Raw genomic sequence first — 12,132 nt, forward strand, 5'->3', positions numbered from 1 at the left:
TGAAACTGGGCAGGTCCGTCGACAGCTTGGCAATCACATCACAGGAGTTCCAGTATGCGCGCAGTTGGCTACACCAAGTCGCTCCCGATCGACGATCCGCAGTCGCTGGTCGATCTAGACCTCCCCAAGCCCGAGGCGACCGGCCGCGACCTGCTGGTCGAAGTGAAGGCGGTATCGGTCAACCCCGTCGACACCAAGATCCGTCAGCGTCGCGAAGATCCCGACGGCAAGCCGCAGGTGCTGGGCTGGGACGCCGCCGGCACCGTCGTCGCAATCGGCCCGGATGTGACCGGCTTCGCGGTCGGTGATGACGTGTTCTACGCGGGCGCGATCGACCGGCCCGGTACCAATTCGGAGTATCACCTCGTCGACGAGCGCATCGTCGGCCACAAGCCGCAGTCGCTCGACTGGGCGCAGGCGGCGGCGTTGCCGCTGACCTCGGTCACCGCATGGGAGACGCTGTTCGACCGGCTCGACGTGCGCAAGCCCGTCCCTGGCGCTGCGAACGCGATCCTGATCATCGGCGGGGCAGGCGGGGTCGGCTCGATCACGATCCAGTTGGCGCGGCAGCTCACCGACCTGACCGTGATCGCCACTGCCTCGCGCGACGAGACGCGCGGCTGGGTCGAGGAGCTTGGCGCGCATCACGTGATCGACCACCGCAAGCCGCTCGCCGCGCAGGTCGAGGCGCTCGGGCTCGGCGCGCCGGGGTTCGTGTTCTCGACGACGCATACCGACGAGCACATCGCCGAGATCGGGGAATTGCTGGCGCCGCAGGGTCGGTTGGCGCTGATCGACGATCCGACGACGCTCGATATCGTGCCGCTCAAGCAGAAGTCGATCTCGGTGCACTGGGAGCTGATGTACACGCGCTCGCTGTTCCAGACTGCGGACATGGGCGAGCAGGGGGTGTTGCTCGACGAGGTCGCGCGGCTGGTGGATGCGGGGACTATCCGGACGACGCTGGCGGAGAATTTCGGGCGGATCGACGCGGCGAACCTGCGGCGGGCGCACGAGCGGATCGAGAGCCATACGGCGAAGGGGAAGATCGTGCTCGAGGGGTTCTGAGGCACCCCGTCATGCCGGGCCCTTCGGCTTCGCTCAGGAGAGCCTCGTTCCGGCATCCACCGATCCGCGCAACCGATGGTGGCGAGCGTGCGGAACGGTGGACCCCGGAACAGGTCCGGGGTGACGGAGTGGAGGGTATGGACGGGGGCGTGGGTCCCGGCCTTCGCCGGGGTGGAGAGTAAGTGGGCTTTCCGATCACCGCCCACCTCACGATCCTCCCCCGCAAGGGGGAGGTGGCAGGCTCTCGCCTGACGGAGGGGGAGGCAAGCGACCACGCCGGCTCCGTGTCCTCCCCCTCCGTCACCTTCGGCGACACCTCCCCCTGGCGGGGGAGGATTGCGATATCCCCTCTGGCGCCCCGGCGAACACGCGATACTCTACACCATGCTCCGCCCGCTGATCCTCGCGCTCGCTCTCCTCCCCGCGGCAGCCACGAATCGTTCCCCGCCAGCCGACCCGCTCACCGCGACGATCCACACTGAGGACGCCGACCGCTTCGCCGCGCTGTTCGCCAGGACGAAGGGCAAGCCTACCGCCGCGCAACTGAAACGCGACTATCTCGGCAAGGGCAGTTTCGGGATCGGCGTGTTCACCCCCGGCCGGATCGTCGACGCAGACACCCTCGCGCGCGCCATCGCCGCCAACCCGACCCGCTACGCACAGGCGATCAAGACGTGCCTCCCCGCCGCGAAGGCCGCGACCGCCGATCTCCGCGCGATCTATCTCGGCCTCCACGGCGCGCTGCCCGACGTGAAACTCCCGCAAGTCTATATAGTCTTCGGCGCGAACACATCTGGCGGCACGGCCAAGCCCGGCGCGCAGGTGCTCGGGCTGGAAGTCCTGTGCCGCATGTCGCCGACGCCCGAGAAACTCCGCCAGACGCTGCGGCATTTCTTCGCGCACGAGACGGTGCATTCGTTCCAGCAGGACGCCGGGATGACGCTCGCCCGCGACCCGCTGCTCACTGCGATCCTGGTCGAGGGTGCCGCCGATTTCATCGCGCAACTCGTCACCGGCGAGGAGCCGGACGCCGCACGCGCCGCCTGGGCCACCCCGCGCGAGGCCGAACTGTGGCGCCAGATGCAGGCGGACATCGCACTCACCCGCAGCCTCACCGACAAGGACGACCCGGAAGAAGGCTCGCCCCAGGCCAAGGCCTATGCCCGATGGATCGGCAACTACTCCACGCCGCCCGCCGGCTGGCCGCCCGAACTCGGTTATTGGATGGGCCTGCGGATCTGGCAGCGTTACTACGCCGCGGCACCCGATAAACGCGCCGCGCTGAGGGCGATGCTGGCGGTCCGCGATCCTCGGGCCATTCTCGCCGCCGGAACATACAAGCGCCGCGGAGGTTCCCTCTAAAGGCGACGAAATGCCGCTGCATCTTCCCGCGGCGCAACAATTACGCTATGGCGCGCGCCAACCCCGTTCCTCGATCAAGAGAATACATTCATGAGCCTCCGCAACGTGGCGATCATTGCCCACGTCGATCACGGCAAGACGACGCTGGTCGACCAGCTCTTCCGCCAGTCCGGCACCTTCCGCGACAACCAGCGCATCGAAGAGCGCGCAATGGATTCGAACGACCTCGAAAAGGAGCGCGGGATCACCATTCTCGCCAAGCCGACTTCGGTCGACTGGACTCCTCCCGGCGAGACCGAGAGCATCCGCATCAACATCGTCGACACGCCCGGCCACGCCGATTTCGGCGGCGAAGTCGAGCGCATCCTGTCGATGGTCGACGGCGTCGTCCTGCTGGTCGATTCGTCGGAAGGCGCGATGCCGCAGACCAAGTTCGTCACCGGCAAGGCGCTCGCGCTCGGCCTGAAGCCGATCGTCGTCGTCAACAAGGTCGACCGTAACGACGCGCGCATCCAGGAAGTGCTCGACGAAGTGTTCGACCTGTTCGTGTCGCTCGACGCGAACGACGAGCAGCTCGATTTCCCCGTGCTCTACGCATCGGGCCGCAACGGCTATGCCTCGACCGACATGGACGCGCGCGAAGGCACGCTGATCCCGATGTTCGAGACGATCGTGAAGCATGTCGCGCCGCCAGCCGTGGAAGTGGCCGGCGTGCCGTTCACCTTCCTCGTGACGCTGCTCGATCGCGATCCGTTCCTCGGCCGCATCCTCACCGGCCGCGTGAACTCGGGCACGGTCAAGACCAACCAGCCGATCCACGCGCTCGATAACGACGGCAAGATCATCGAGACCGGTCGCGCGTCCAAGATCATGTCGTTCCGCGGGCTCGAGCGCGTTCCGGTCGACGAAGCCAAGGCTGGCGACATCATCTCGCTCGCAGGTCTTTCGGTCGCCACGGTTGCCGACACGATCGCCGACATCACGGTGACCGAGCCGCTGCACGCGCAGCCGATCGATCCCCCCACGCTGTCGATGCGTTTTGCCGTGAACGATTCGCCGATGGCGGGCCGCGAGGGCACCAAGGTGACCAGCCGGATGATCCGCGAGCGGCTGTTCCGCGAAGCCGAATCGAACGTCGCCGTGAAGGTGACCGAAGCGGCCGACAAGGACAGCTTCGAAGTCGCCGGCCGCGGCGAGCTTCAGCTCGGCGTGCTGATCGAGACGATGCGCCGCGAGGGCTTCGAGCTGGGCATCTCGCGTCCGCGCGTGCTGTTTGGCGAAGACGAGAACGGCAAGAAGACCGAGCCGTACGAGACCGTCATCATCGACGTCGACGAGGAGCATTCGGGCACCGTCGTCGAGAAGATGAACATCCGTAAGGCCGAAATGACCGACATGCGGCCATCGGTCGGTGGCAAGACGCGCATCACCTTCTCGGCCCCTTCGCGTGGGATGATCGGCTATCACGGCGAGTTCCTGTCGGACACGCGCGGCACCGGCATCATGAACCGGCTGTTCGAGAAGTATGACTCGTTCAAGGGCAACATCGAAGGCCGCAAGAACGGCGTGCTGATCTCCAACGGTGCGGGCGAAGCCAATACCTATGCGCTGGGTCCGCTCGAGGAGCGCGGCATCCTGTTCGTCGGCCACGGCGAGACGCTGTACGAGGGCATGATCGTCGGCGAGAACGCCAAGCCGGATGACTTGGAAGTCAATCCGATGAAGACCAAGGCGCTGACCAACTTCCGCGTGAGCGGCAAGGACGATGCCGTTCGCCTGACGCCGCCGAAGAAGATGACGCTCGAGCAGGCGATCGCCTATGTCGACGACGACGAGATGGTCGAAGTGACGCCGAAGTCGATCCGGCTGCGCAAGCGCTACCTGGATGCGAACGACCGCAAGCGCGCTAGTCGCTCCAAGCAGAGCTCGTAAGCTCGGCATGGTGAGGCCGGCCAAGCTTACGAGCTCGGCCGGCCTCGCTAAAGCGAGGTCCGACGACGCGGCTTTGCCGTGTCGCGCTGGGTCGGAATGAAGAAGGGCCGGAGGGAAACCTCCGGCCTTTTTGTTTGCGCGCGAAAGCCCGAAGGCTGCATCTCCAAGCCGGCTGCAACGGGAACAGTCAGGACCCAAACCGATGCACCTCCCCGGCGGAGGCCGGGGTCCAGTTGCAAAGGTCGCAGTAACGCGGCGCTGCCCTTCGTTAGCGACGTTCCCCCAATTGGACCCCGGCCTTCGCCGGGGAGGTGCCTGCTTCTAGGATATGAGGCGTTCGAAAATCCGCTCCCACCGGGAGAGGAAGAGACGCCGAAGGCGGGGGCAAGGTGAGGGCAGGGTACCTCAAACTCGGAAACCGCGCACTCAAGCAGCCGTAATCCGCCCGCCTCGCTGCAACATCTCGCCACTCGTCACGATCACACGATCCCCGAGCTTCACCTGCCCAAAGATCAGCTTCGCAAACGCGGTCGGCACCCCGACGCAGCCATGCGTCGCGTATTTCCCGTTCATCAGCGCGCTGCCATGGATCGAAATCCCGTCATTGGTCAGCCGCAGCATGTACGGCATCGGCGCGCCGTACAGGTTCGACACGTGATGCGCGTCCTTCTGCGTGATCGTGAACACGCCGAGCGGTGTCGGCTTCTCGTCCGCGCCATAGATCACCGCCGCCGTCCCGATCTCGTACCCGGCACGAAAGATCGACAAGGTTTGCGCGACCAGATCGACGGTGATCACGATCGGCCCGTCGGGCACGCCCTCCGTATCCCAGTAATAGGCCCCGTGCCGCAGTGGCTCGGGAACGTTCAGCACCCGCTTCACGACATACGCATCGACCGGTTCCTCGGCGGCGACCGCTACGGGCTTCGGCGCCACCTTCGCAACCGGTGCAGCGACCTGAGCCACCCGAGCAGGCGCCTCGACCGCCCGCACCTTCACCGGCGACCCCGAGAGGGCCAGCCCACCGATCAACACCGCACTCCCGCCGAGCACGGCAAAGGCGATCGCTCGCATCGTCATGGTTTTGCGCATGGCGTCACCCTATCCCATATTCGTGAACGAAGCCCAGACGTGCGCCGTGATCGGACGTCCCGGCGCGGGACCACACAGGTATACCGGGGGTTAACGGCCCGTTCCGCACTGGTTCAGGCCGAATCGTCCAAAGCCTGAAACACGGTCGGACACTTATGCGTTTGTCCCAGGCGGACCGGGCGTAACTAGTAACGGAGTTCGGATGATGAACGGATTTTTGAAGAAGGCTGGGTTGGGTGTGGCCCTGGCCGCAACTGCGCTGACAGCCGCGGTACCGGCTGATGCACAGCGTTGGGGTCGGGGCGGCTATGGGCGCGGTTGGCACGGTCATCGTGGCGGCGGTAATGCGGCTGGTGCAGCCGTGCTCGGTGGTATCCTGGGCTTAGGCGTCGGCGCGGCGATCGCGAGCAGCAACAATCGCAACCGCTATTACGACCGCGGCTATAACAATGGCGGCTATTACGCGCCGCCGCCGGTGGCCTATTACAACCCGCCGGTTCGCACCTACTACCGCGAGGATTATCGTCCGCGGTGCTGGAACGAGTGGCGCGTCGATCCCTATTATGGCGACCGGGTATCGGTGCAGGTCTGCAGCTGACCTGGTTTGACGATCGCATGGAGGCGTCGGGAGCAATCCCGGCGCCTCTTTTGCATCAGGTGCCTTTTTTCTGGCGTGGGGCAGGCGCTTGCCGCTAGACGCGCGACCATGACCGACACGCCCAACACCCCCGAGACCGAAGCCGCCGCCACCCCGGCCGCAACCGGCGACACGCCCCCCGATCGCCTTTCGATCAACCAGCGCAGCCCGTTCTTCCAGCAGGAGCTGCTCGAACGCGGCATCGGCATCCGCTTCAAGGACAAGGTGCGCCACGACGTCGAGGAATATTGCATCTCGGAAGGCTGGATCCGAGTCGCGCTCGGCAAGAAGGTCGACCGCAACGGCAATCCTCTGACGCTGAAGCTGGTCGGCCCGGTCGAGGCCTGGTTCGAGCGGCCGGCAGCGGGCGCGGACACCGACGAGGGCTGAGCCCACGTGCATCTACCCTGACACTTACCTCGTCATCCTGGGCTCGACCCAGGATCTAGAGTTACGGGCGCCACCGTCTGCAACTCTGGATCCTGACTTTCGTCAGGATGACGGGGTGCAGGTTAAGCCTCCACCCCCTCCAACGCCTCGCTAGCCTCCAGCCACTTCGCCTCGCTGGCCTCCAGCTTCCCGTTCACCTCGGCGCGACGCTTGCTGAGATCGCCCATCGACATCCGCGAGAACCGGGGCTCCGCATTCGCCGGATCCACCATCGCGCGGTCGAGCGCATTACGCTCCTTGGTGAACTTCGCGGTCTGCTCCTCGATCTCGCGCAGCGCCTTCCGCAAAGCCGCATCATTGCTCTTCGCATCGGCCGCAGCCTTCTTGCCCGCCTTCTTGTCGGCCTTCGACGCCGCATCGCCCTTGCCGCTGTCGCCCTTCAGGACGAACGCGATGTAATCATCAAGGCTGCCGTCGAATTCCTTCGCCGTCCCATCATCGACCAGCACCAGCCGATCCGCGGTCAGCTCCAGCATATGCCGATCATGGCTGACCAGCACGACAGCCCCGGTGTACGCATTGAGCGCCTGCACCAGAGCCTCGCGCGCATCGACGTCAAGATGGTTGGTCGGCTCATCAAGGATCAGCAGATGCGGCGCATCGCGCGTGATCAACGCCAGCGCCAGACGCGCACGCTCGCCGCCCGACAGCTTGCCGACCTTGGTCGTCGCCTTGTCGCCGGAAAAGCCGAAGCGCCCCAATTGCGCGCGCACGGCGGCCGGCGTCGCGCCCTTCATCAGGTGCGACATATGCTCCATCGGCGAATCGGTCGGATCGAGTTCCTCGACCTGATACTGGGTGAAATACCCGACCTTCATCTTGCCCGACGACGACATCTCGCCGTCCATCGGCGTCAACTGCGCCGCCAGCAGCCGCGCGAGCGTGGTCTTGCCGTTGCCGTTGCGACCGAGCAGCGCGACCCGGTCGTCGGGATCGAGCCGCATGTTGAGCCGCTTCAGGATCGGCACGTCGGCATAGCCAACGGACGCCATGTCGAGCGTGATCAACGGCGGGCGCAGCTCGGTCGGGTTGGGGAAGCCGAACGACAGCGTCGGATCGTTGAAACTCTCGGCGATCGGCTGCATCTTCGACAGCATCTTCTGCCGCGACTGCGCCTGCTTTGCCGTGGAAGCCCGCGCGGAATTCTTGGCGATATATTCCTGGAGCTTCTCGCGCTGCACGTTCTGGTTCGCGCGCGCCGCCTCGATCTGCGCGAGTCGCTCCGCGCGCTGGCGCTCGAACGCGTCGTAGCCGCCGGGGTACAGCGTGATCTTGCCGCCCTGCAGATGCAGGATGTGATCGACCACGTTGTTGAGGAAATCGCGCTCGTGGCTGACCACCACGATCGTCGCCTTGTAGCCCTTGAGGAAGTCCTCCAGCCACATCACGGCTTCGAGATCGAGATGGTTCGAAGGCTCGTCGAGCAGCAGCAGGTCCGGCTGCGAGAACAGCAGGGCGGCAAGCGCTACGCGCATCTTCCAGCCACCCGAAAAGCTGTCGAGCGTCCGCGCCTGCATGTCCTCGTCGAACCCGAGCCCGAGCAAAATCTGCGCGGCGCGTGCGGGCGCGGTATAGGCGTCGATCGCGATCAGCCGCTCGTACACGTCGCCGAGTCGGTCGGGATCTTCGCTCGTCTCGCTCTCGATCATCAGCGCCGCGCGCTCCAGATCGGCTTCGAGGACGGTCTCGAACGGGGTCTTCACGCCGTGCGGGGCTTCCTGCGCGAGGTAGCCGATCCGCGCGCCCTTGGGCATGTCGGCGGAACCGTCGTCGGGCTCGAGCTGCCCTGCGATCACACGCACCATCGTCGATTTGCCCGCGCCGTTGCGCCCGATCAGCCCGACGCGCGAGCCAGGCGGCAACGCAGCCGTGGCGCCATCGAGGATAACGCGTCCGCCCAGGCGCACCGTGATATTGTTCAGATTCAGCATGGCGTGCCGTTAGCAGATGCAGCATGGTTTTGCGAGGGTTGGGGAAGCGGGGCGTGCTTCGGGTTGCTCTGCGAAGGTATCGGACGAACGAACCGACCTTGTTCCCCCGCGGAGGCGGGGGCCCAGGATCACAAACGCGTCCGCCCGAGATCCTGGACCCCCGCTTCCGCGGGGGAACGGGAAAAGGCTTCTTCAGAACCACGACCACCCCGCAATTCCACCACCCCGGCGAAGGCCGGGGCCCAGTTGGAAAGGTGGTCGTAACGAAGCACGGTCCGCAGTTAGCAACGTTGCCCAACTGGGCCCCGGCCTTCGCCGGGGTGGTGGTGTGTGGGGTTTAGGTTTCGTCCGAGACGATCGCGTCAGAGCCTTCGCCGCCGCCAAGCATCGCAGACGCTCGCCCGCCCACGTGAACCCGCACCCCCGAAACCAACCGCGTCTGCACGATCGCCGCACCCGCTATGGCCGAACCAGAGCGCGGCACCCCGCGGTGCACCGTCACCCCGTGCGGCGCATCGACCGGCTCCGCGCCCGAGTCCGCAACGACGTCCCGATTGCCATAATGCACCGAAACGCCAGCAACCTGCGCCGCCACCGGGGTAACGCTACTGCCACCAGAAAAGCCAGCATTCCGAACCCCAGGCTCAACCCCTGCATAGGCCTGCCGAAACGTCAGTGCCCGCTCGAGCGCCCCCTGCCAGCGATAGAACACATGCGCCCCAACCGTCGTGATCCGTGCAAGGCTGGAAGCCCACCACGGCAGGATGCTCGTCGTATGAAACGACGTCGCTGCCCCGACCGGCGCGTACACGCTCCCCCCAAGCGCCGCCGCCGCAACCGCACGCGCGCGATCCCAAGCCCCCGGCTCGCGCGCACGGTTCATCGAGCCGTCGCACGTAAAGCTGAACTGGCACCCGGTCCGCCGCTCGGCTCCCTGATACACGACCCCGCAAACGCTGTTCGGGAAAGCCCGGTCGCGCACCCGGTTCAACACGACCTGCGCCACCGCTCGCTGCCCATCCTCCGACTGCGACCGCGCCTCGTAATACACCGCCGCGGTCAGGCACTCGGCCGCACGGCTCGCGTCATCGACCGAGTTCGACGTGAGGAATGGCGGCGCAACGAACGGCGCCGCAGTCGCAAACGCCGTATCGGGCGCGGCAGTCACGATCTTCGCCGAGATGTCATCCGGCACATGCAGCGCCATCCGGCTCAGCAGCGCGCGCGAGTTCCGTTCCGGCTGGACCCGAGCGATCGCCGACGGCCGATCCACCGGCACGCACGACGTCGCCATCACCAACGCGGGCAGGCTGATCAGCGCGTGGCGATAAAGGCCGTAACCCGACGTCTTCATCCCCCCGCTCTAGGACGTGGGGTTTAGGGACTGGTTAATGGGTGCGCCCGCTAAAGGAGCGCACCCCCGCCATCCCGACGAAAGTCGGGACCTCGATCGGCAAGGACGGATCCTATTACCGGGAGATCCCAGCTTTCGCTGGGATGACGGTTGAGCTTCAGTGAACGAAGCGCGCCACCACATCGCGATATGACCGCGAAACCTTCACGCTTGCCCCGGAATTCAGCACCAGGAAGCATTCGCCGTTCGTATGCGGCTTGACCTGCTTCACCAGATCCAGGTTCACGATCGTCGACCGATGCACCCGCTGGAACCGGCGCGGATCCAATCGCTTCTCCAGATCCTTCATCGTCTCGCGCAGGATCAGCGTGTTATCGCCGGTATAGATGCACATGTAATCGCCGGCCGCATCGATCCGCTCGATCGTGTCGACATCGACGCGGAAGATCTGCCCGCGATCCTTGATGTTGATGAGCTTCTCGAACCGGTTCGCCGACACGGCATCCCCATCCGGCATGTCCGCCGCCGCATCGGGCGCGACATCGGCGAGCACTTCGCGCAACCGATCGACCTCCTCGACCCCGCGCTTCTCGCTCAACCGCTGCCGAACCCGCTCGATCGTGTCGGCGAGCCGCGATTCCTCGACCGGCTTCATCAGGTAATCGACCGCCTGCGCCTCGAACGCACGCAAGGCATGGTCTGAATAGGCGGTGACGAACACGAACAGCGGCGGCTCGACCTCCATCAGGCCCTGCACGACGGAGAACCCGTCGAACCCCGGCATCTGGATGTCGAGGAAGACGAGGTCGGGCTTGTGCGTCTTGATCGCGCGGATGGCCTCGCGGCCGTTCGAGCATTTTTCGATGATCTCGACGTCTTCATGGGCCTGGAGTCGGAGTTCCAGCCCCTGGATCGCCAGCGGCTCGTCGTCGACGAGAATGGTACGGATGGTCATGCGGCCTCTCTGTTCACGTCTTCAAGCTGATACGGAATCTCGATCTCGACCGAGAAGCCGCCAGCGGGCGTGGAGCGGGTTTCGAAACGGTGGTCGGGCCCATATGCCTGAGCCAACCTGTCTCTAATATTAGCGAGCCCCACGCCTGTCGAATGGCTTGAACCGATCCTGCCTTCGATCAAGCCCGGACCGGTATCGGATACGGCGATCTGCACCCGTTCCCCGGCAAGGCGCACTTCGACGCAGATTTCGGCGCCTTCTTCCTGCGGCGTGACGGCGTATTTGATCGCGTTTTCGACGAGCGGTTGGAGCAGTAGCGATGGCAGCCGGGCGCGTTCGGCGCGCGGATCGATGTCGAACTTCGGCCGCATCCGATCCTCGAAGCGCATCTTCTCGATCTCCAGATACAGCTTCAGCTGGTCCACTTCCTGCGCGACGGTGACGTGCGCGGTCGGCTCGTTCGCCAGCGTGTAGCGCAGGAACGACGACAGCCGGCTGAGCATTGCGTTCGCCCGCTCGGTCTGCTTGAGCAGCACCAGCGTCGAGATCGAGTTCAGCGTGTTGAACAGAAAGTGTGGGTTGAGCTGATAGCGCAGCATCGCCAGCTGCGCCGATGACGCCTGGTTCTCGAGATGCTCCATCTGGTCGATCTGCTGCTCGACGATCAGGTAGAAGTTGATCCCGAAATACAGCGCCGACCAGCCGAACAGCACCGTGAACGTGACGTATACCGACCCCAGCAGCCGCGTGAGGGTCACCCCCGGCGTGGCGGTCGCGATGAACGAGAAGGTGAACGCGTCGAGCACCGCATACAGGAAGGTCGCGGCCGCGAGCGTCGCGATCGTCAGGAACATGCCGACCAGCCGGTTCATTCCCCGGTACTGGCCGTACATCGTCGAGAGCAGCAGCGTGATGCAATAGCCGACGATCGCCTCGACGATCACCGGGATCACCCCGTCGAGCGACAGCCCGTTCGAGATCGACACCACACCGCGCAGCAGCAGATACCCGCTCCACCCGACCGCCTGGAGGATCCAGAACGCCCGCGATTTATTCTCGAAGAACGGCCGCGCAGTGAAGGGCAGGCGCCGGGTCTGGCCGGGGGGCGGGGCGGGGGAGGTAGCCATTATGGCCTGCGCTCTTACACGGCGAAACTAGACCACGCAAAACTTGGCGCGCGCAGCCCTACGCTGGCGCAATGCCGACGGTCAAAGTTCGTAGCGGCGGATCATCCGGCCACGGCGTAACGCCTGCGGCCTGTCCGCAGTGACGAAGCGGGCATCGCTTCCGGTGGCGCCGACAATAAAAAATCGCCGCCCCGTTTCCGGGACGGCGATCTTTCTCATCACGA

Annotated in this window: 11 protein-coding genes; 5 read left to right on the plus strand and 6 right to left on the minus strand. The window is 65.2% G+C overall.

Annotated elements, in window-relative coordinates; genetic code table 11:
* The first annotated feature begins 54 nt into the window (after positions 1-54).
* The 3 genes from AC1MLZ_RS14255 (at position 55) to typA (ending at position 4,362) form a co-directional block, all read left to right on the plus strand.
* Complete coding sequence (locus AC1MLZ_RS14255; protein WP_480959047.1) at positions 55-1,068, plus strand: zinc-binding alcohol dehydrogenase family protein; 1,014 nt, start codon at positions 55-57, stop codon at positions 1,066-1,068.
* Positions 1,069-1,404: 336 nt separating this feature from the next.
* Positions 1,405-2,430 carry a DUF2268 domain-containing putative Zn-dependent protease gene (locus tag AC1MLZ_RS14260; protein WP_480959048.1) on the plus strand — a complete coding sequence of 342 codons (1,026 nt, stop codon included), beginning with the start codon at positions 1,405-1,407 and terminating at the stop codon, positions 2,428-2,430.
* A gap of 90 nt (positions 2,431-2,520) precedes the next feature.
* Complete coding sequence (typA, locus tag AC1MLZ_RS14265; RefSeq protein WP_480959049.1) at positions 2,521-4,362, plus strand: translational GTPase TypA; 1,842 nt, start codon at positions 2,521-2,523, stop codon at positions 4,360-4,362.
* A 426-nt stretch (positions 4,363-4,788) separates the two neighbouring features.
* Here the strand turns inward: typA and AC1MLZ_RS14270 are convergent, their stop codons facing one another.
* Positions 4,789-5,454: a L,D-transpeptidase family protein gene (locus AC1MLZ_RS14270; RefSeq protein ID WP_480959050.1), complete on the minus strand. Its 666-nt coding sequence runs from the start codon at positions 5,452-5,454 to the stop codon at positions 4,789-4,791.
* A gap of 205 nt (positions 5,455-5,659) precedes the next feature.
* Here AC1MLZ_RS14270 and AC1MLZ_RS14275 point away from each other — a divergent pair, with 205 nt between their 5' ends.
* Together AC1MLZ_RS14275 and AC1MLZ_RS14280 are read left to right on the plus strand one after the other, a co-directional pair.
* Positions 5,660-6,052, plus strand: a complete 393-nt coding sequence (locus tag AC1MLZ_RS14275; protein WP_480959051.1) for a hypothetical protein — start codon at positions 5,660-5,662, stop codon at positions 6,050-6,052.
* A gap of 108 nt (positions 6,053-6,160) precedes the next feature.
* Positions 6,161-6,481: a DUF3297 family protein gene (locus AC1MLZ_RS14280; protein ID WP_480954994.1), complete on the plus strand. Its 321-nt coding sequence runs from the start codon at positions 6,161-6,163 to the stop codon at positions 6,479-6,481.
* A gap of 122 nt (positions 6,482-6,603) precedes the next feature.
* Here the strand turns inward: AC1MLZ_RS14280 and AC1MLZ_RS14285 are convergent, their stop codons facing one another.
* The 5 genes from AC1MLZ_RS14285 to AC1MLZ_RS14305 all read right to left on the minus strand — a co-directional run bounded on the left by AC1MLZ_RS14285 (position 6,604) and on the right by AC1MLZ_RS14305 (position 12,127).
* Positions 6,604-8,472 (minus strand): ABC-F family ATP-binding cassette domain-containing protein, encoded by a 1,869-nt coding sequence (locus AC1MLZ_RS14285; protein ID WP_480959052.1) that lies wholly within the window; start codon positions 8,470-8,472, stop codon positions 6,604-6,606.
* 337 nt (positions 8,473-8,809) lie between these two features.
* A complete protein-coding gene (locus AC1MLZ_RS14290; RefSeq protein WP_480959053.1) occupies positions 8,810-9,826 on the minus strand; it encodes a cell wall hydrolase in 1,017 nt (338 codons plus the stop codon).
* A 157-nt stretch (positions 9,827-9,983) separates the two neighbouring features.
* On the minus strand, positions 9,984-10,781 hold the full coding sequence (locus tag AC1MLZ_RS14295; protein ID WP_031393111.1) for a LytR/AlgR family response regulator transcription factor: 798 nt from the start codon (positions 10,779-10,781) through the stop codon (positions 9,984-9,986).
* The gene (locus AC1MLZ_RS14300) at positions 10,778-11,908 is read right to left on the minus strand and encodes a sensor histidine kinase (RefSeq protein ID WP_480959054.1); all 1,131 of its coding nucleotides are present in this window, start codon (positions 11,906-11,908) and stop codon (positions 10,778-10,780) included. The genes AC1MLZ_RS14295 and AC1MLZ_RS14300 overlap by 4 nt, the downstream gene beginning before the upstream one ends.
* An 81-nt stretch (positions 11,909-11,989) precedes the next feature.
* A complete protein-coding gene (locus tag AC1MLZ_RS14305) occupies positions 11,990-12,127 on the minus strand; it encodes a hypothetical protein (RefSeq protein ID WP_480959055.1) in 138 nt (45 codons plus the stop codon).
* Between the last annotated feature and the right edge of the window lie 5 nt (positions 12,128-12,132).

The sequence above is a fragment of the Sphingomonas sp. PEI4 genome (assembly GCF_056679955.1).

Bases quoted from the DNA above. Each gene is read 5' to 3' on its own strand.
- typA (WP_480959049.1), top strand. From the start codon at position 2,521: ATGAGCCTCCGCAACGTGGCGATCATTGCCCACGTCGATCACGGCAAG.
- AC1MLZ_RS14280 (WP_480954994.1), top strand. From the start codon at position 6,161: ATGACCGACACGCCCAACACCCCCGAGACCGAAGCCGCCGCCACCCCG.
- AC1MLZ_RS14290 (WP_480959053.1), bottom strand. From the start codon at position 9,826: ATGAAGACGTCGGGTTACGGCCTTTATCGCCACGCGCTGATCAGCCTG.
- AC1MLZ_RS14295 (WP_031393111.1), bottom strand. From the start codon at position 10,781: ATGACCATCCGTACCATTCTCGTCGACGACGAGCCGCTGGCGATCCAG.
- AC1MLZ_RS14305 (WP_480959055.1), bottom strand. From the start codon at position 12,127: ATGAGAAAGATCGCCGTCCCGGAAACGGGGCGGCGATTTTTTATTGTC.
- AC1MLZ_RS14275 (WP_480959051.1), top strand. From the start codon at position 5,660: ATGAACGGATTTTTGAAGAAGGCTGGGTTGGGTGTGGCCCTGGCCGCA.
- AC1MLZ_RS14300 (WP_480959054.1), bottom strand. From the start codon at position 11,908: ATGGCTACCTCCCCCGCCCCGCCCCCCGGCCAGACCCGGCGCCTGCCC.
- AC1MLZ_RS14285 (WP_480959052.1), bottom strand. From the start codon at position 8,472: ATGCTGAATCTGAACAATATCACGGTGCGCCTGGGCGGACGCGTTATC.
- AC1MLZ_RS14270 (WP_480959050.1), bottom strand. From the start codon at position 5,454: ATGCGCAAAACCATGACGATGCGAGCGATCGCCTTTGCCGTGCTCGGC.
- AC1MLZ_RS14255 (WP_480959047.1), top strand. From the start codon at position 55: ATGCGCGCAGTTGGCTACACCAAGTCGCTCCCGATCGACGATCCGCAG.